Source organism: Methylobacterium sp. Leaf361 (genome assembly GCF_001424445.1).
In the GTDB taxonomy this organism is placed as follows: domain Bacteria; phylum Pseudomonadota; class Alphaproteobacteria; order Rhizobiales; family Beijerinckiaceae; genus Methylobacterium.
In genome coordinates this window covers 240,614-258,167 of sequence record NZ_LMPY01000067.1, presented here as the reverse complement: position 1 = coordinate 258,167, position 17,554 = coordinate 240,614, and the positions used below count along the sequence as shown (strand labels likewise).

Genomic DNA, 17,554 nt, shown 5'->3' with positions numbered 1-17,554 from the left:
CGAGGACTGATCCGTCGATGAGCAAGTTCTACGAGGAGCGCGTTCTGTCGGTCCACCACTGGACCGACAACCTGTTCTCGTTCCGCACGACGCGGGATCCGGCGTTCCGGTTCCGCAACGGCGAGTTCACCATGATCGGCCTGGAGGTCGAGGGCCGGCCGCTCCTGCGCGCCTACTCGGTGGTCTCGGCCAACTACGAGGAGGAGCTGGAGTTCTTCTCGATCAAGGTCCAGGACGGCCCGCTGACCTCGAAGCTGCAGCACCTGAAGGTCGGCGACCCGATCATYGTCGGCAAGAAGCCSACCGGCACRCTGGTGCTCGACAACCTGCTGCCGGGCCGCAACCTGTACCTGCTGGGCACCGGCACCGGSCTGGCGCCGTTCCTGTCGATCATCAAGGATCCCGAGGCCTACGACCGGTTCGAGAAGGTCGTGCTGGTCCACGGCTGCCGGCAGGTGCAGGAACTCGCCTACGGCGAGACCATCACCGAGACGCTGCCGCGCCACGAGTTCCTGGGCGAGATGATCTCGAACCAGCTGGTCTACTACCCGACCGTGACCCGCGAGCCGTTCCGCAACCGCGGCCGGATCACCGACCTGATGGTCTCGGGCAAGCTGTTCGAGGATATCGGCCTGCCGCCGATGGCGATCGAGAACGACCGCTTCATGCTCTGCGGCAGCCCCGACATGATCCGCGACACCCGCGAGCTCCTGACGTCCCGCGGCTACGAGGAGGGCAACCACGGCGAGGCTGGATTGGTTCGCTGGCCGCAGGTGCGTGAGCGGACCGGGCTCANGAACGACCGCTTCATGCTCTGCGGCAGCCCCGACATGATCCGCGACACCCGCGAGCTCCTGACGTCCCGCGGCTACGAGGAGGGCAACCACGGCGAGGCCGCCCACTACGTCATCGAGAAGGCCTTCGTCGAGAAATAGCGCGCCCGCGCAGGCCGGTTCGGCCTCAGCCCGGTGCGGTCCGGGATTCAGGCCGCGCGGACCCAGACCGCGGTGTCGTGGAAGGCGGCGCCGTCGTTGGGCGCGGCCGGCGCGGACCCGATCAGCGCGTTGATCCCGCTGCCCCCGCCGATGAAGGCCGCGCTCGGCCACAGGCTCTCGACCACGACGACGCCCGGCTGCTGCCCCTCGGCGAGCCGCGCGTGCAGCCGGACCCGGCCGCGGGCATTGCCGATCTCGACGGCGTCGCCCGTGCCGATCCCGAGCCGGTCGCCGTCCGCGGGGTGGATCAGGCAGGTCGGCCGCCCCTCGCGGCGGAGCGACTCGGGCACGTTGGTGAAGGTCGCGTTGAGGAACTGGCGGGCCGGCGGGGCGATCATGCGGAACGGGTGCTCCGCATCGGCGGGCTCGGCCTCCGGCCAGTGATCCGGCAGGGACGGCATCCCGGCCGCGCGCGGGCCCAGTGACGCCCAGTCGGGCGCGAAGCGGAAGCGCCCGTCGGGATGGCCGAACCCGTTCAGGAAGTGGCTCTCGGCAAAGTCCGGCTGCGCGTCGATCCAGCCCTCCGCCTCCAGCCTGTCGAGGCCGCCCCAGCCGGAGCGCGCCAGGGTCGCGTCGGCGAGGTCCCGGGCGCTCAGGCGGAAGCCCGCGTGGTCCGCGCCGAGCCGGGCGGCGAGCGCTGAGAGAAGCGCGTGATTCGACCGGCACGCGCCCGGCGGCTCCAGGATCGCGGGGCCGGCCTGGATGTGGCTGTGGCCGCCGGCCCCGTAGATGTCGTCGTGCTCCAGGAAGGTGGTGGCCGGCAGCACGAGGTCGGCGAGCGCGGCCGTCTCCGTCAGGAACTGCTCGTGCACGGCCACGAACACGTCCGGCCGCGCGAGCCCGGCGCGCACCCGGGCGCTGTCGGGCGCGGAGACCGCGGGATTGGCCGACTGGATCAGCATGGCGCGGACCGGGGGCCCGCCCTGCAGGGCGTCGGGATCGTCGGCGAGCACGGCGCCGAGCCGGCTCATGTCGAGCTCGCGCACGCCCGGCGCCCTGGCGTCGAGACCCTCCGTCAGGGTCTTGTCCCAGTTGAAGATCGCGGCGTGCTGCCAGAGGGCGCCGCCGCCCGGGTGCTGCCACGCGCCGGTGACGGTCGGCAGGCAGGTCACCGCGTGCAGGTTCACCGCGCCGTTGCGGCTTCGGGTGAAGCCGAAACCGCAGCGGATGTAGCTGCGCGGCGTGCGGCCGTAGAGGGCCGCGAAGGCCTCGATCGCGGCGGGCTCCAGGCCGGTGATCGCCGCCGCCCATTCGGGCGTGCGCGACGCCAGATGCGCCTCCAGCGCGGCCGTGTCCTGCGCGTGCGCGGCGAGATAGGCCCGGTCCGCGTGGCCGTCGCGGAACAGGACGTGGAGCACCGCGCAGGCCAGCGCCCCGTCGGTCCCGGGCCGGGGCGCGAGGTGAAGGTCGGCGGCCGCCGCGGTCCCGGTGCGGTACGGATCGATCACCACCAGCTTGGCGCCGCGCGTCTTGCGGGCGCGGCTGATGTGGGTCATCGCGTTGACCTGCGTGCTGACCGGGTTGCCGCCCCAGACCACGATCAGGTCGGACAGCGCCATCTCGCGGGGATCCGGCCCGGCGATCCGGCCGACCCCGGCGCTCCAGCCCGCGATCGCCACCGCCGTGCAGATGGTGCGCTTGCGCCGCGAGTAGCCCATCACGTGGGTCAGCCGGTGGATGCCGTCGCGCTGGACGAGCCCCATGGTCCCGCCCGAGTTGTACGGCCAGACCGCCTCCGGCCCCCAACGGTCCGCCGTCTCGGAGAAGGCCGCGGCCAGCCGGTCGAGCGCCGCGTCCCAGGAGATCCGGCGCCACGCCCCGCCGCCCTTCGGCCCGACGCGCTCCATGGGGTGGAGGATCCGGTCCGGGTGGTGGACGCGCTCGCCGTAGCGGCTGACCTTCGCGCAGATCACCCCGGCCGTGTAGGGGTTGTCGCCGCCCCGGACCGAGACGACGCGCCCGTCCGCGACTTCAACGTCGAGGCTGCAGGCGGAGGGGCAATCGTGCGGGCAGACGGTCCGGACCAAGCGACGAACTCCCGTGGCGCCAGCATGGGGAAGCAAGGACCGTGCGGTTCTGGGCCTTCCGCCGGGGGACCGCAAGGCGTGTCGCCGCCGGTCGCTCGGCGCAGGGCGCCCGACATCACCGACAGGGCACCGATCCCCTGGACCGCCTCGGCCACGGGCGTCGCCGCGGAGGCGACCTCGCCGCCCTCCCCCGCGCAGGGTCTGCGCGCCCGCGGACCGCGCGCTCAGCTCACCGCGTCGAGGGACGTCTGCGCGATGCGGAACGCGAGCTGCTTGAGGGCGACCGCGCACGCGTTGGTGACGTGGAGGCGGGCCAGCTGCTCGGCCTTCGCGGCGTCCCGGGCCCGGAAGGCCGCGACGAGGGCGTCGATCTCGGCGAGGCTGTGCGGCAGCCGCTCGGGATGCATCAGCGATGTCGCGCGCAGCAGGTTGATCCGCGAGTAGAAGCCGCGAAGGGTCTCGCGGACCAGATCGTTCCCGCAATGGCTGAGCATCACGTCGTACAGGACGCCCTTGGCGCGCAGGACGCGGTCCGTGTCGCCGCTGCCGGCAGCCTCGCGCAGATCACCGGCAGCGCGTCCGAACTCGGCGATCGCCGCGTCCGTGGCCTGGGTGGCGAATTCGTGCGCCGCGTAGCCTTCCAGCACGGCCCGCAGCGCGTAGAGCTGACGCGCCTCCTCCACCGAGATCGAGGCCACGACCGGGCCGCGATGCGGCACCGTGTGGACGAGCTTCTCGGCCTCGAGCCGGCGCAGGGCCTCGCGCACGGAGGCGCGGCTGACGCCGAGCCCCTCGCACAACTCGCGCTCGATCAGCCGCTCGCCGGGGGCGTAGACGCCGGACGTGATCGCCTCGCGGACGGCGTCCTCGACCTTTTGCCGGAGCGTGTCCGGCTGGATGGCCCTGATCTTGTTCATCGCTGGGGATTCGGGGATCGCTGGCGAGCCGAAGCGGTGGCATGGCGCAGCCTCGGGTGGCAAGGCGTGCCCCGGCGAGCGTCGGTCAGCCCCGGCCCCGCGCGGCCAATTCGTCGCGCAGGATCGGCGCGGCCAGTTCCGCGCCGTGCATGCCGATCAGGCTGACGATCTCGAGGACTTCCATCAGCTCCTCCTTGGTCGCCCCGTAACCGAGGGCGTTCTTCATGTGCATCTTCAGGCCCGGTACGTAGAGGTGCGTCGCCGCCGCGTCGAAGGCGCAGTAGACGAACTCCTTCATCTTCGGCGTGAGCACGCCGTGGCGCCAGGGCCAGGCCGAGAAGTCGAGGTAGCCCTCGAACAGGTCGGGATCGAGTTCGAGGAGACCGTCCCAGAACGCGTGCCAGTAGCCCCGGTCGCGGGTGAAGTCGGATTTCAGCTGCTCCTGCCGCGGCGTCAGCGGCGCGGGGCCGCTCCGCTGACCGGCCTCCTCCAGCACCTCCAGCAGCAGCGGCACGCCGATGTTGCAGGCGTGGATGCCGAGGGTCGCCGTGAGCGCGAGCACCTCCGTGATCTCGTCGGCCGTCGCGCCCGCATCGAGGGCGTTGCGGATCTGGCGGCGCGTCCCGGGCGCGTAGAGGTGGGTCGCGGCCGTCGCGGCCGAGAGCGCGATCAGGGCGCGGTCCTTGGCGCCGAGATGGTTCTTGCGCACGGGGACCATCGCCAGCCGGGCCCAGGCGTCGAGGAAGCCCGGGGCCAGCTCGGCGAGGGCCGCCTGCTCCGCGTCCCAGTAACCGAGCTCGCCCTGCACGGTGTGCCGGAGGCTCTCCGGGCTCGGCGCGGGCCCGGTCATGCCGTGGCTCCGGCGTAGTCGGCCTCGACCACCTCGTCCTGCCAGTCGGTCTTGCCGAGCGAGATCGCCGTGTGGAGCAGGTAGCTGTCGGCGGCCGCGCCGTGCCAGTGCCGCTCGTCCGCGGGGATCCAGACGGTGTCGCCCGCGCGGATCGGCTGCGCCTGCTGGCCCGCGACGCAGATCCAGCCCTTGCCGGCGGTGACCTGCAGGATCTGGCCCTGCGCGTGCGCGTGCCAGAAGGTCCGCGCGCCGGGCGTGAAGAAGACGTTGTTGATCATCACGCCGCCCGTCGACGGCATCACCGGATCGGCCCAGACCTGCCCGGTGAAGGTCGGCCCGCGGCTCTCGGACTTCGCGCTGTTCTCGCGGCCGTGGAAGATCTGCATCGTATCCTCTCAGTTCTCGTGTCGGTTGCCGTGGAGCCGGACACCGCCGGAGACGTCGCCGATGGCGTCGACGACGCGGTTGGAGATGACGTCGCCGTAGCCGAGCGCCGTGGCGAGGCCGAAGCTCGCCATCGGGCCGGACGCGTTGAGGGAGGCGACGCCGAGCTCGTGCAGGAGATCGGTGTAGAGCACGACGTCCTTGGTCATCAGCTTGCCGGTCAGGCCGCCTTCCAGGTAGTCGCCGTCGACGATCTTCGGGAAACGGTTCAGCGTCGCGAAGTTGACGCCGCTGGAGGCGTTCAGCACCTCCAGGAGCCGGTGCAGGTCGAGCCCGGCCTTCCGGCCCGCGACCATGACCTCCGCGGTGGCGGCGAGGCTGACCGCGTTCAGGAAGTTGTTGAGCAGCTTGGTCGTGTGGCCGGCCCCCGATCCGCCCATCACGACGACCTTCTGGGCGATCGGCGCGAACACCCAGCCCAACCGGTCGATGACGGCGGGATCGCCGCCGACCATCAGGGTCAGCGTGCCTTTCTCGGCCGCGGCGGCGCCGCCGGAAATGCCCGCGTCGACGTAGGCGACGCCGCGCTTGGCCAGCGCCGCGGCGATGCGGCGCGTCGAGCTGGCCGAGGCCGTGCTCAGGTCGACGACGATCTGCCCGTCCCGGCAGCCCGCGAGGACCCCGCCCGCGCCGAGCACGACGCGCTCGACCACCTTGCTGTCGGGCAGGGACATCAGGACCACGTCCGTCTCACCGACGACCGCGGCGATCGAGGCCGCGTCCGTCGCGCCCCAGCGCGCGGCGGCCTCCTGGTCGGTGTCGAAGCCGACCACATCGATCCCCGCGCCGGTCAGGCGGCGCGTCATGCGGCCGCCCATGTTACCGAGCCCGATGAAGCCGATCCGGTTCCCGTTCATGCTGCGTCCTCCGCGCGGCGTCAGGCTCAGTGGCCGGTGCCGAAATCGACGTCCTTGGTCTCCGGCCCGATGAGCGCGCCCACGGTGCCGATCAGGCCGCCGACGATGAGCAGGGCCACGGGCGTCAGCGCGAGCGGCATCAGCGCGCTCAGCCAGTCCATGTAGAAGGCGTAGAAGGACGGGATCACCACCGAGAGGCTGAAGCCGATGCCGAAGCCGGTGGCGCGGACATCCGTGGCGAAGCGCTCGTTGATGTAGGTGACGATGACGCCCCAGGGCGAGGTCACGATCACCGCCAGGAGGCTGACCAGCAGCACGCGGGTGCCGAACGCCATCTCGGGCGTGACGGTCAGCGTGTAGAGGATGTACGCGCCCACCGTCGCGATCAGCGGGCCGACGATCACGAAGAACCGCCGGCGGCCGATGAGCTGCCCGAGCAGGCCGGATCCGATGTAGCTGAAGAACAGGATCGTGTAGCAGATCATCAGCGTCGCGGTCAGCGCGAAGCCGTTGAGGTGCAGGGTCTTCACCAGCAGACCGGTCGGCATGTAGATCGTGATGATGTTCTGCGTCGTCCAGAAGCCGGTCATCAGCAGCAGGACCTGCAGGAGGTCGCGCCCGCCCTTCCCGGAGAACAGGCCCGCCATGGGCGATGCCTCGGCCTGTTCGTCCCCGGCGGCGGCCTCCTTCTTCCAGACCTCCGATTCCGAGACCTTGTGGACGTAGTAGAGAGCGAGCAGGCCGGCGAGCGCCGCGCCGACGATGAAGGGGATGCGCCAGCCCCAGACCGTGTAGGGCGACCCGGGCCCGTCGAGCGGGAACAGGTAGAACATCAGCATCGTGATGAGGTTGATGCTGACGTAGGCGGCCGGGAAGCCCGCGATGATCAGGCCGCCGACGAAGCCGCGCTTGTCCTTCTTGGAATACTCGATGGCGAGCGGCATCGCCCCGGTGTAGCCGCCCCCGAGGAAGATGCCGTCGAGGAAGCGCAGCAGCACCAGCAGGATGTACGAGGCGAGGCCGAGCCTCTCGTAGCCGGGCAGCAGGCCGATCAGCAGCGTGATCACCCCGAAGCCCGCCACCGAGTAGATCGAGGCGGCCCGGCGGCCGACCTTGTCGGCGATCAGACCGAAGATGAGCGCGCCGATCGGGCGGCCGAGCAGGGTTGTGATGAAGACCAGCGAGGCCAGCACCGTCTCCATCTGGGGAGACAGGTTCTTCGGCTGGAACATGAACATCACCGGCGCCAGCGCGACCACCGGCAGGTAGATGTCGAACATGTCGATGTATTCGGAGAAGAACGCGCCGCGGATGGCGCTCTTCCGCTTCTCCTCGATCGACTGGGACGCGGCCGGGCGCGCACCCGCCGTATCCGTTGCCAAGGCTGCCGACGTGACCGACATGGCGTCTCCCTCCCTGTTCGTCTGCCGCGCGAGTTTTCTGACTGCGTCGGACCTGGGCGCGGGTGCGGGCTCAGCGCCCGCTGGCGTGCTCTCTGTCCCAATCGGCGATCGCCGCGGAGGCGGTCCGGAAGGCAGCCAGGGCCGCCGGGGCGCCGCAATAGACGAGCGCCTGCATCAGCACCGCCTGGATCTCGTCCCGGGTCACGCCGTTGTTGAGCGCGCCTTTGACGTGGACGCCGAGCTCGTGGTGCTGGTTCATCGCGGTCAGCATCGCGATGTTGAGCATGCTGCGGGTCTTGAACGGCAGCTTCTCGTCGCCCCAGACCGCGCCCCAGCAGTACTCGGTCACGAGCCGCTGGACCGGACGGTTGAACGCGTCGGCATTGGCCCAGGATTTCTCGACATGGGCGGCGCCGAGGACGGTCTTGCGGTTCTCGAAACCCTGGCCGAACAGCTCGCTCTCGTCGGACATCTAGTTCTCCTGGTCGGGGCCGACGCGCGCGGGCGCCGGCCGCATCGCGCGGGACGGATCAGTCGAGGCCGAAGCCGATCATCGCCTTGGTCTCGAGGTATTCCTGGAGACCGGCCTCGCCCCATTCCCGGCCGTTGCCGGACTGGCGGTAGCCGCCGAAGGGCGCGTGGACGTCCGGGGGCGGGTAGTTGATGTGGACCTGCCCGCCGATGAGCCGCCGCGCCACGGCGCGCGCCCGGTCGCGGTCCCGTCCCTGCACGTAGGCGGCGAGCCCGTAGCGCGAGCCGTTGGCGATCGCGATCGCCTCGTCCTCGCTGTCGTAGGCGAGGATCGACAGGACCGGGCCGAAAATCTCCTCCCGCGCGATGGTCATGTCGGGGGTCACGTCGGCGAAGATTGTCGGGCGGACGTAGAAGCCGCGCTCGAGATGGTCCGGCCGCTCCGGGCCGCCGGCGACGAGCCGCGCGCCCTCCGCGATGCCGGTGCGGATCAGCCCGACGACGCGCTCGTACTGGGTGCGGTTGACCACCGGGCCGAGATCCGTCTCGGGGTCGGCGGTCGGGCCGAGCCGGAAGCCCGCCGCCGCCTCGGCCGCGATGGCGGCCGCCTCCTCCATCCGGGCCCGGGGCACGAGCATCCGCGTCGGGATCGAGCAGGACTGGCCCGAGTTCGTGCAGCAGGCCGCGACGCCGCGCCGGACCGCCTGATCGAAGTCGACGTCCTCCAGCAGGATGTTGGCGGACTTGCCGCCGAGTTCCTGCGCGACGCGCTTGATGGTCGGGGCCGCTGCCCGGGCGATCTCGATCCCGGCGCGGGTCGACCCGGTGAACGAGACCATGTCGATCCCCGGATGCGCGGCGATCGCGGCGCCGACGCCGGGGCCGTCCCCGTTCACGAGGTTGAACACGCCCGGCGGCACGCCCGCGTCGTGCAGGACCTGCGCGAACAGCATCGCGCTGACCGCCGAGTACTCGCTGGGCTTCAGCACCATCGTGCAGCCGGCCGCGAGCGCTGGGGCGATCTTCACGACGATCTGGTTGATCGGCCAGTTCCAGGGGGTGATCAGGCCGCAGACGCCGATCGGCTCGCGCCGGATCCGGGTGGTGCCGCGATCCTCCTCGAACGCGAAGCGCTCCATCACCGCGATCAGCGCGTTGAGGTGCGCCGGGCCCCGCGCCGCCTGCCCCTTGCGCGCGAAGCCGATGGGCGAGCCCATCTCCTGCCGGATCGTCTCCGCGAAGATCTCGAACCGCTCTTCGAAGAGCGCGAGGATCCGGCGGAGAAGCGCGACGCGTTCGGTGGGCGCCGTCTCCGAGAAGGCCGGGAAGGCGGCGCGGGCCGCGCGCACGGCCCGGTCGACATCCGCAGCATCGCCGAGCGCGAGGGTGCCGAACGCCGTCTCGGTGGCGGGGTCGATCAGCGGGAACGGCCGGGCCGAAACCGGCTCGACCCAGGCGCCGTCGATGTAGAAGCGGCTCAGGTCCGTAAGCGCCATGGTCTCAGGCTCCCTCGGCCAGCAGGCGGTACATCTCGGTGTGGTCGGCCGCGGGCCCGACCTCGCCGGCGATGGCGTGCCAGGTCTCGATGCAGTGCCGGCCGAAGCCGAGCGGGTAGTCGACCGAGTCAGCCAAAGCCCCAGCGATGCCGAGATCCTTGTCCATCAGCTTCAGCGAGAAGCCCGAGGCGAAGCTGCCGCTGAGCATGAACTGCTTGACCTTGTTCTCGGAGGTGTTGCTGCGCCCGGACGAGGCGTTGAGCACGTCGGTCATGGCCTCCGGCGCGATGCCGAAGCGCTGCGCCACGTGGAGCGCCTCGACGGTGGCGAGCAGGCCCGCGGCGGAGACGAAGTTGTTCAGCGCCTTGGCGGCGTGGCCCGATCCCGCTTGGCCGATATGCAGGACGGATGAGCCCATCGCCTCCAGCACCGGCCGCCAGCGGGCGAGGAGATCCGCCTCGCCGCCGACGAGGATCGCGAGCGTGCCGTCCACGGCCCGCCGCACGCCGCCCGAGACCGGCGCGTCGAGATAGCCGAGCCCCTTCCCGGCGAGCGTCTCGCCGAGCGCGCGGGAGCGCACCGGCTCCGACGAGCTCATGTCGATCACGGTGGCGCCGGCCGGGAGCGCGTCGGCCCAGCCCTCGTCGAGCAGCACCGCCTCGACGATGGCCGAGTTCGGCAGCATCGTGATCAGCAGGTCGAGTTCGGACGCGTTCTCCCGCGTGAGAGTCGCCGCGCCGAGATCCCGGGCGAGCGCGTCGGTCCGGCCTGCATCCGCGTCCAGCAGGCGGAGCGCGTGCCCCGCTCGGGCCAGGCACCGGCTCATGGGATCGCCCATCATGCCGAGGCCGATGACGCCGATGGTTCTCTGTTCCATGCCGTGAATATCCCTCTGAGCGACGGCCGGACTGGCCCGGCGCCGCGTGTCCCCGTCAGCGCAGGGCGGAGAAGTCCGTGGGGGCGAGGAAGGTGTTCTCGATCCGGGCGACGATCGGCCGGTCCTTCTCGGTCTCGGCGCGGGCGGCGATCCAGTCCGGATCGGCCTGGAAGGCGTTCCAGCGCGCCTCGCGCTGGGCCATGTCCTCCCACTTGAGCAGGTAGGTGAGCGCGTGGTTGTCGGGACCGACGAGCGTGGTCCAGAAGCCGACCTGCTCGATGCCGTATTTCTGAAAGAAGCCGAGTGTGGTGGAGCGGAACCGCTCCAGCAGGGCCGGCAATCGGGTCGGGGCGCAATAGTAAACGCGCATCTCGACGATCATGGAATCCTCCGGTCAGTAGGTCGGTGAAGCGGTCGGAGGCAGGTCGACGCGCGCGATCCAGCCGGCGACATCCGCGGACGCCGGCGGGTAGATCGCGAGAACCTGCGGATCGTGGCCCGGGACGATGTGATCCTCGGACTCGGCCAGATGCCGGACCGTCCGGTAGCCCTCGAACATGTCGCCGACATTGTAGACAATGGGATAGGCGAGCCGGCGACCGATATTGGCGTAGAAGTGCGCGGCGTCGGAGGCCAGTACGACCCAGCCGCGCGCGGTCCGGACTCGGACGATCTGCAGGCCGTCCGAATGGCCGCCGACCCGGTGGAGGGTGATCCCCGGATAGAGCGTGTCGGTCGTCTCGCGGAAGCGGACGCGGTCCTCGAACAGGCGGTCCACCATCGCTTTCACGTCCTCGGCGGCGAAGGGGTGGCGGACCTCCGGATGGCACATGCACCGGCCGGTGCAGAACGCCATCTCGCGTTCCTGGACGTGGAAGCGGGCCGTCGGGAACAGGTCGTGGTTGCCGGCGTGGTCGTAATGCAGGTGGGTCAGGACGACGTCCTCAACCCGTAGCGGGTCGACGCCGATCCGCGCCAAGCCCTCCTCGACCGGCCGCACGACGCTGCGGCCCCGCTTCGTCGCCATCGCGCGGTCGAAGCCGGTATCGACGACGATCGTCCTGCCACCGCCGACGACGACCCAGACGAAGTAGTCGATCGGCATCGGGCCGTCGTGGATGTCCCCGCCGATGAAGTTCTCGCGGGCCATACGGTGATGATGCGCGTACTTGATCGCGTAGATCTCGTAGATCTCTGCGTCCATGCGGGCGTTTCCTTCGGGCGGCCGGTTGACCCGGCTCATCCTCGCGGATGCCTCTCATCCGCGGGCCGAATGGAGCACATCGTCCGACAATCTGTCAATCTGGCAAAATCTGGTCCGCAACCGCCGGTCAGGCCGGCGCCCTCGGGCGACGCATCGCGAAGCCGAACACCCACAGGGACAGGCCGAGATTGATCGCCGCCACGGCCAGCATCACCTCCAGCAAGGGCAGCAGGCCGAGCCGTTCGGCGACGTAGCCGCAGGCCAGGGGCGTGATCGCCTGGCCGAGGAGCGGGAGGCGGGCGAGCCGGCCCATCGCCGCCGCGTACTGGCCCTGTCCGTAGAGCGCCAGCGGCAGCGTGCCCCGCACGACGGTGCGCATGCCGTTGCCGGCGCCGTAGAGCACCATCGCGAGCCACGCCAGGGACGGGATCGTCGCTAGCAGCAGGAGCCCCAGCCCGACGCTGGCGCTCGACAGGAGCAGGGACCAGGCCGGGTGGGCGCGGCGGCCGAGGGCCAGTTCGACGACGCGCACGCCGACCTGGGCGGGACCGATCAGGCCGGTCAGGGCCACCGCGGCGGTCGCGCCGACGCCCAGCGTCTGCAGCAGGTTGAGCAGTTGCACCGAAGTGGCGGTCATGATCATCGCCGCCATCGTGAAGGTCACGGCGAGCAGGCGCTCCGCCGGCAGGCGCGCCGCTTCGGTCGAGCCGGTCGGCTCGTAGGGCCGGGGCGCCGCGGCGGGCTCGACCGCGCCCCGGCTCCGGGCCGGCAGCGCCCAGGCGAAGAGTGGGACCACGAGGGCGACGGACAGGATCGCGTAGGTGAGGCAGGCCCCGCGCCAGCCGACATGATCGACCAGGAACCTCGTGGCGGGCCAGCAGAGCGAGACCGCGAAGCCCGACGAGATCGCGATCTGGGTCATCGCCCCGCGCGCGGCGGCGCCGTAGGCTTGGCCGATCGCCGCGAAGAGCGGGTCGTAGAGCGCGGCCGACATGCCGAGGCCGGCGACCATCCAGGCGAGCAGGAAGACCGGGAGGGACTGCGCGACCGCCATCAGCACGAGGCCCGCCGCGATGATCGTGGCGCCGGCTACGAGGACCGGCCGCCCGCCGTGACGCCGGATCATGCGGCCGACGAACGGCGCGGGCAGGCCCGACACGAAGATCGCGAGCGAGAGCGCGCCCACCACCATCGCCTGCGGCCAGCCGGTCTCGGCGACGATCGGGTCCGAGACGACGGCGATGAGGAAGAACGTGCCGCCCCACAGGACGATCTGCGTGACACCGAGGGCGACGTTGCCGGCGATGGTCGGACGCGGCAGCGTATCGGGCGGCTCTGAGCCGCGCGCGGTTGGGGCGCCGGGCACGATGATGATGTCTCCCAGTGGTCGTCTTCGAGGCTGCAGGGCCTCGAGCCTCACTAGCGCGCTACCGGGCCGATCAGCCCCGCAATCCTCGATCTGCAGCCGTGCGCGGGGTTCGGAGGTGACGGCGGGGTCGACGGCGACCGGCCTCAGGGCCGCGACGGATCCTCCGGCAGGAACCGCGCCACCGCGTCGTGGATCGTCGCGGCGATCTCCGCTTCCCGACGCTCGAACTCGTCGAGCAGGCCGGACACGGCGACCGCCAGCGGGCGGCCCTTGCTGTCGATGCGCCGGGGCAGCGGGACCGCGATCGAGCCGGCGCCCGGCGTGACGAGCCCGCGGGAGAGGAAGTGCCCGTCCCGCCGCAGCCGCGCCAGGTTGGCCAGGACGGCCGCGACCGCGATCGGCGGCTGCTCGGCCGGCGCCTCCGCGTTCGTGCGGCGGACCAGCGGACCGATCTCGGCCTCCGGGCTGTCGGCGAGGAGCGCGGTGCCGGTCGCCGACCAGACGACGAGGCGGCGCGTCCCGGGCGGAACGTGGAAGCGCATGGCGGTGCGCGCCTGCAGGACGTGGACGTACTGCGAGAAGATCGCGTTGCGCGCGGCGAGGATCACCGTCCCGCCCGTACGCTCCGACAGGTGCTCGAGCATGCGCACGAGGCTGCCGTCGCGCACCGGTCCCTTGTCGAGCCACGCGCCGAGGAGCGCCACCCGGGGCGACGGCAGGAAGCTGCGGCTCGCCGGGTCGTAGTCGAGATAACCGAGCCGGACGAGGCTCTTCAGGAGCACCGAAGTCGAGGATTGCGGGACGCTCAGCCGCTCGGCGATCTCGGAGACCCTGGCTTCCCGCTGGATCTCGTCGAACAGCTCCAGGATCTGGAGCACCCGTCCGGCGGACTTCACCAGGGCCACATCCGAACCGGCGGGATCGGCCCCCACCGTCAGGTCCGTGGACGCGCCCCCCCGAGCGCCGATGCGCTCAACCATGACGCGACGCGCGAAACGACAGTCCTGGAGGCCGCACAGCTCGAAACGGCCCTGGTCGCCCACGCGCGGATCCGTGGTGATCGCGGCGCATCGCAGGCACGTTCCCTCCTCCGCCGCCCCAACAGGCCGCGCCGCTCGCCGGCACTATAGATCCGGCATGCCCGGCGACTCCCATCATATATGTGATATTCCTCAGCATATGGGCGATGGCTGTTGATGCCGGGTGCAGGCTCTGCCCTACTCGTGCGCGGTGTCGGACTCGTCTGACTGACCGGCACCGGGAGACCGCGCGGCAAGCGCGGCCCTGCTCGGGAGGAATACCGATGTCGCTCCGCCACGCGGCCGTCGCCGCGCGCCTCCTCGCCGCCGCGCTGATGCTCCCGGCCCTCGGCGGGGCGGCGCGGGCCGAGACGGCCTCTGTCCGCATCGGCCTGCAATACGGCCTCGTCTACCTGCCGGTGATGATCGCGCAGAGCGAGGGGCTGTTCGACAAACGCGCCAAGGCCGCGGGGCTCGACGGCTTGTCGGTCACGCTGACGCGTTTCAGCGGCTCGACCGCGATGAACGACGCGCTGCTCTCCGACAGCGTCGAGCTCGGCACCCTCGGCTCAGCCGGTGCCCTGATCGCCTGGGACAAGACCCGCGGGAGCCAGCAGATCAAGAGCCTCACTGCCCTGAGCTCGGTCGTCTACACGCTGTTCACCGGCAAGCCCGGCGTGACTGCACTGAAGGACTTCACCTTCGGCGACAAGATCGCGGTCCCGGCCTTCAGCTCGCCTCAGGCGATCCTGCTGCGGGTCGCGGCGGCCCAGCAGCTCGGCGGATCGGCCAAGGCCGACGCGCTGATGGTAAGCCTGCCCCATCCGGACGCCACCGCGGCGATGCGCGCCGGACAGGGCATCGCCGGCTACTTCGCGACGCCGCCCTTCACCCAGGTGCTGCAGGCGGATCCGAAGATCCGGACGGTCATGACCTCGACCGGCCTGATCGGCAGCGGCGACATCACCGCCGCGACCCTGAACGCGAAGCAGGGGTTCGTCGACGCGAACCCGAAGGTCGCGCAGGCGATCCGCGCCGGGATGGAGGATGCGGTGGCGCTGATCCGCAGCGACCCCAAGCGCGCGGCGTCGATCTATCTCGCCTCGGAGCAGGTTCAGATCGACCGCGCGCAAGTTGAGGCGATCCTGACCGACGGTTCCATCGTCTACGACGTGGCCCCGAAGGGAATGGTCGCCCTCGCCAAGGCGATGGCGACGCAGGGCTTCCTGCGGAAGGTGCCGGGCGACTGGCAGGAGATCTTCTTCCCCGGCCTCGAGGGCCGCGACGGCAGCTGAGCGCCGCGGATTCGGCGCCGCCAGCCCGTCCCGCCGCTCAGGGAGCCCCGATGCACAGTTTCCGCTTCAGCGCCGAGCCGCTCCCGCCCGAGGCCGAGGCCGCCCGCGCGTCCGTCCGCGCCTTCCTCGACGCGGAATGGGCGGCCGGGCATTTCGTCCCGCACCGGACCTCGTGGACGACCTTCGACGCCGCCTTCAGCCGGCGGGCGGGGGCCGCGGGCCTCATCGGCCTGACGATGCCGGAGGCCTATGGCGGCCACGGCCGCTCCGGCCTCGTCCGCTTCGTCGTCACCGAGGAGATGCTGGCGGCCGGCGCCCCCTGCGGCGCGCACTGGATCGCCGACCGCCAGTCGGGCCCGCAGATCCTGCGGCACGGCACCGAGGCGGCCAAGCGGGCGATCCTGCCGCGGATCTGCCGGGGCGAGTGCGCCTTCGGCATTGGCATGAGCGAGCCCAATTCCGGCTCGGACCTCGCCGCCGTCCGGACCCGCGCGGTCCGCGACGGCGACGATTGGGTGATCAACGGCTCCAAGATCTGGACGACGAACGCCCATCAGGTCGACTACCTGCTGGCCCTGGTCCGGACCGGCGAGCCGGGGCCGGACCGGCACGGCGGGCTGACCCAGTTCATCGTCGACATGGCGGCCCCCGGGGTGACGGTGCGGCCGATCCTCGACCTATCGGGCCATCACGAGTTCAACGAGGTGTTCTTCACCGATTACCGCGTCCCCGACGCGATGCGGGTCGGCGCCGAGGGCGCGGGCTGGGGTCTCGTCACCGAGGAGCTCGCCTTCGAGCGCTCGGGCCCCGACCGCTTCCTGTCGGATTACCGGCTGCTCGTCGAACTCGTCGACCGGATCGGGCCGGAGCCGGACCGGTTCCAGGCGGTCGAGACCGGGCGAATGGTGGCGCAGCTCACCGCGCTCCTCGGGATGTCGGCCTCGGTTGCGCGCCTCCTCGACCAGGGCGTCGTGCCGGGCGTCGAGGCGGCGCTCGTCAAGGATGTCGGCAACAGCTTCGAGCGCGCGGTGCCGGAGATCGCTCGGCGGCTGGTGCCGGTCGAGCCGAGCCTCACCGCACAGGGCGACGCCTTCCGCGAGGCTCTGGGCGGCGTGACCCTGCGGGCACCGTCCTTCACGCTGCGCGGCGGCACCCGCGAGGTCCTGCGCGGCGTCATCGCCCGGGGGCTGGGGCTGCGATGAGCCGGATGGAGCACGCCGAGGCCGGCGACGCGGTCGACGGGATCGTCCTCGATCAGGTCGAGCGGCTGCTCGCCCAGCACCTCACGCCGGCGCTGCTGGCGGCCTGCGACGGGGCCTCGGCGGCGGCCGCCTGGCCCGCGGATCTCTGGGCGGCGCTCGCCGAGAGCGGCCTGCCGCTGGCGCTGGTGCCCGAGGCGGAGGGCGGGATCGGCCTCGCCGCCGCCACCGCCGCCCGGCTGATCCGGCGCTGCGGCCGGGCCGCCCTCCCCCTGCCCCTGCCGGAGACCGTCGCGGGCGCGGCGCTCTGGGTCGCCGCGGGGGGACAGTCGGGCGACGGCGCCCTGTCGCTGTCCCCGGGCGGTGGCCCCGTGCGGATCGCGCCGCACGCGGAGGGCTTCGTCCTGGACGGACGGGTCGCGCAGGTGCCCTGGGGCGGTTCGGTCGCGGCCCTGCTCCTCGACGCCGTCGACGCGGCCGGCGTCCCGCACCTCGTGCGGATCGCCGCCCCCGAGACGATCCGTGACACGCACCACAATCTCGCGGGCGAGCCGCGCGACACGCTCGATCTGACCGGCCACACCGTCCCGGCCGAGGATGTCCGCGCCGCGCCGGGCTGGGCGACCGGCGCGGGCGTGCCGTCCGTCGAGGCCGTCGGCGCCTGGGTCCGGGCGCAGCAGATGGTGGGCGCCCTGGAGACCTGCCTCGGCTCGGCCCTCGCTCACGCCCAGGAGCGGCAGCAATTCGGCCGGCCGCTCGCCAAGTTCCAGGCGATCCAGCATATGCTGGCCGAGGCCGCGGGCCATGTCGCGGCCGCAACCGCAGCCGCCGACCTTGCCGCCGCCTGCTGGGGCGACCCGCGCTTCGTCCTCGCCACCGCCATCGCCAAGGCGCGCTGCGGCGAGGCGGCGGGCCACGTCGCGGCGATCGGCCACCAGATCCACGGGGCGATGGGCTTCACCCAGGAGCACCCGCTCCACCGCGCGACGCGGCGGCTGTGGTCCTGGCGCGACGAGTTCGGATCCGACGCCCTCTGGCAGGAGCGGATCGGGCGCGCGGTCTGCGCGGGCGGCGGCGCGGCCCTCTGGCCGATGCTGGTCCGCCTGCGCGGCGGCGCCGGGTGACTGGGGA

The 17,554-nt window shown here is 71.7% G+C and carries 16 protein-coding genes and 1 pseudogene; 4 read left to right on the top strand and 13 right to left on the bottom strand.

The annotated features are described in order from the left end of the window. Window positions 1-17 precede the first annotated feature (17 nt). Window positions 18-795 (top strand): annotated as a pseudogene (locus ASG32_RS29500) (ferredoxin--NADP reductase); the annotation flags it as partial. A 187-nt stretch (window positions 796-982) separates the two neighbouring features. Here ASG32_RS29500 and ASG32_RS29495 read toward each other — a convergent pair. The 13 genes from ASG32_RS29495 to ASG32_RS29435 all read right to left on the bottom strand — a co-directional run bounded on the left by ASG32_RS29495 (window position 983) and on the right by ASG32_RS29435 (window position 13,806). Then, complete coding sequence (locus ASG32_RS29495; RefSeq protein ID WP_056533372.1) at window positions 983-3,022, bottom strand: molybdopterin oxidoreductase family protein; 2,040 nt, start codon at window positions 3,020-3,022, stop codon at window positions 983-985. A 224-nt stretch (window positions 3,023-3,246) separates the two neighbouring features. Further along, entirely contained in the window at window positions 3,247-3,939 is a 693-nt protein-coding gene (locus tag ASG32_RS29490) for a GntR family transcriptional regulator (protein WP_042672622.1), read from the bottom strand. Window positions 3,940-4,024: 85 nt separating this feature from the next. Next, window positions 4,025-4,789, bottom strand: a complete 765-nt coding sequence (locus tag ASG32_RS29485) for a carboxymuconolactone decarboxylase family protein (RefSeq protein ID WP_056533369.1) — start codon at window positions 4,787-4,789, stop codon at window positions 4,025-4,027. Next, window positions 4,786-5,175, bottom strand: a complete 390-nt coding sequence (locus ASG32_RS29480) for a cupin domain-containing protein (RefSeq protein WP_020093166.1) — start codon at window positions 5,173-5,175, stop codon at window positions 4,786-4,788. The genes ASG32_RS29485 and ASG32_RS29480 overlap by 4 nt, the downstream gene beginning before the upstream one ends. Before the next feature lie 9 nt (window positions 5,176-5,184). Beyond that, on the bottom strand, window positions 5,185-6,114 hold the full coding sequence (locus ASG32_RS29475; RefSeq protein ID WP_280141623.1) for an NAD(P)-dependent oxidoreductase: 930 nt from the start codon (window positions 6,112-6,114) through the stop codon (window positions 5,185-5,187). A 2-nt stretch (window positions 6,115-6,116) separates the two neighbouring features. Continuing rightward, window positions 6,117-7,493 (bottom strand): MFS transporter, encoded by a 1,377-nt coding sequence (locus tag ASG32_RS29470; protein ID WP_056533363.1) that lies wholly within the window; start codon window positions 7,491-7,493, stop codon window positions 6,117-6,119. Between the two features lie 70 nt (window positions 7,494-7,563). Continuing rightward, a complete protein-coding gene (locus ASG32_RS29465) occupies window positions 7,564-7,965 on the bottom strand; it encodes a carboxymuconolactone decarboxylase family protein (RefSeq protein WP_056533361.1) in 402 nt (133 codons plus the stop codon). Between the two features lie 58 nt (window positions 7,966-8,023). Next, window positions 8,024-9,460: an aldehyde dehydrogenase family protein gene (locus ASG32_RS29460; RefSeq protein WP_056533359.1), complete on the bottom strand. Its 1,437-nt coding sequence runs from the start codon at window positions 9,458-9,460 to the stop codon at window positions 8,024-8,026. A gap of 4 nt (window positions 9,461-9,464) precedes the next feature. Beyond that, window positions 9,465-10,337, bottom strand: coding sequence for an NAD(P)-dependent oxidoreductase (locus ASG32_RS29455; protein ID WP_020093161.1), 873 nt, complete (start codon window positions 10,335-10,337; stop codon window positions 9,465-9,467). Between the two features lie 55 nt (window positions 10,338-10,392). Beyond that, window positions 10,393-10,719, bottom strand: coding sequence for an NIPSNAP family protein (locus ASG32_RS29450; RefSeq protein WP_020093160.1), 327 nt, complete (start codon window positions 10,717-10,719; stop codon window positions 10,393-10,395). A 12-nt stretch (window positions 10,720-10,731) separates the two neighbouring features. Next, window positions 10,732-11,541 (bottom strand): N-acyl homoserine lactonase family protein, encoded by an 810-nt coding sequence (locus tag ASG32_RS29445; protein WP_056533357.1) that lies wholly within the window; start codon window positions 11,539-11,541, stop codon window positions 10,732-10,734. Between the two features lie 127 nt (window positions 11,542-11,668). Continuing rightward, window positions 11,669-12,907 (bottom strand): MFS transporter, encoded by a 1,239-nt coding sequence (locus ASG32_RS29440; protein WP_056533355.1) that lies wholly within the window; start codon window positions 12,905-12,907, stop codon window positions 11,669-11,671. 146 nt (window positions 12,908-13,053) lie between these two features. After that, window positions 13,054-13,806: a helix-turn-helix domain-containing protein gene (locus ASG32_RS29435; RefSeq protein WP_244492290.1), complete on the bottom strand. Its 753-nt coding sequence runs from the start codon at window positions 13,804-13,806 to the stop codon at window positions 13,054-13,056. Between the two features lie 407 nt (window positions 13,807-14,213). Here ASG32_RS29435 and ASG32_RS29430 point away from each other — a divergent pair, with 407 nt between their 5' ends. The 3 genes from ASG32_RS29430 to ASG32_RS29420 are packed head-to-tail and all read left to right on the top strand — an operon-like array spanning window position 14,214 to window position 17,547. Then, window positions 14,214-15,224 (top strand): ABC transporter substrate-binding protein, encoded by a 1,011-nt coding sequence (locus ASG32_RS29430; RefSeq protein ID WP_056533353.1) that lies wholly within the window; start codon window positions 14,214-14,216, stop codon window positions 15,222-15,224. 50 nt (window positions 15,225-15,274) lie between these two features. Continuing rightward, window positions 15,275-16,426: an acyl-CoA dehydrogenase family protein gene (locus ASG32_RS29425; protein WP_056533351.1), complete on the top strand. Its 1,152-nt coding sequence runs from the start codon at window positions 15,275-15,277 to the stop codon at window positions 16,424-16,426. Window positions 16,427-16,431: 5 nt separating this feature from the next. After that, window positions 16,432-17,547 (top strand): acyl-CoA dehydrogenase family protein, encoded by a 1,116-nt coding sequence (locus ASG32_RS29420; protein ID WP_244492288.1) that lies wholly within the window; start codon window positions 16,432-16,434, stop codon window positions 17,545-17,547. Window positions 17,548-17,554 lie beyond the last annotated feature (7 nt).

Bases quoted from the DNA above. Each gene is read 5' to 3' on its own strand.
- ASG32_RS29455 (WP_020093161.1), bottom strand. From the start codon at position 10,337: ATGGAACAGAGAACCATCGGCGTCATCGGCCTCGGCATGATGGGCGAT.
- ASG32_RS29425 (WP_056533351.1), top strand. From the start codon at position 15,275: ATGCACAGTTTCCGCTTCAGCGCCGAGCCGCTCCCGCCCGAGGCCGAG.
- ASG32_RS29470 (WP_056533363.1), bottom strand. From the start codon at position 7,493: ATGTCGGTCACGTCGGCAGCCTTGGCAACGGATACGGCGGGTGCGCGC.
- ASG32_RS29465 (WP_056533361.1), bottom strand. From the start codon at position 7,965: ATGTCCGACGAGAGCGAGCTGTTCGGCCAGGGTTTCGAGAACCGCAAG.
- ASG32_RS29445 (WP_056533357.1), bottom strand. From the start codon at position 11,541: ATGGACGCAGAGATCTACGAGATCTACGCGATCAAGTACGCGCATCAT.
- ASG32_RS29490 (WP_042672622.1), bottom strand. From the start codon at position 3,939: ATGAACAAGATCAGGGCCATCCAGCCGGACACGCTCCGGCAAAAGGTC.
- ASG32_RS29450 (WP_020093160.1), bottom strand. From the start codon at position 10,719: ATGATCGTCGAGATGCGCGTTTACTATTGCGCCCCGACCCGATTGCCG.
- ASG32_RS29420 (WP_244492288.1), top strand. From the start codon at position 16,432: ATGGAGCACGCCGAGGCCGGCGACGCGGTCGACGGGATCGTCCTCGAT.
- ASG32_RS29485 (WP_056533369.1), bottom strand. From the start codon at position 4,789: ATGACCGGGCCCGCGCCGAGCCCGGAGAGCCTCCGGCACACCGTGCAG.
- ASG32_RS29480 (WP_020093166.1), bottom strand. From the start codon at position 5,175: ATGCAGATCTTCCACGGCCGCGAGAACAGCGCGAAGTCCGAGAGCCGC.
- ASG32_RS29430 (WP_056533353.1), top strand. From the start codon at position 14,214: ATGTCGCTCCGCCACGCGGCCGTCGCCGCGCGCCTCCTCGCCGCCGCG.
- ASG32_RS29460 (WP_056533359.1), bottom strand. From the start codon at position 9,460: ATGGCGCTTACGGACCTGAGCCGCTTCTACATCGACGGCGCCTGGGTC.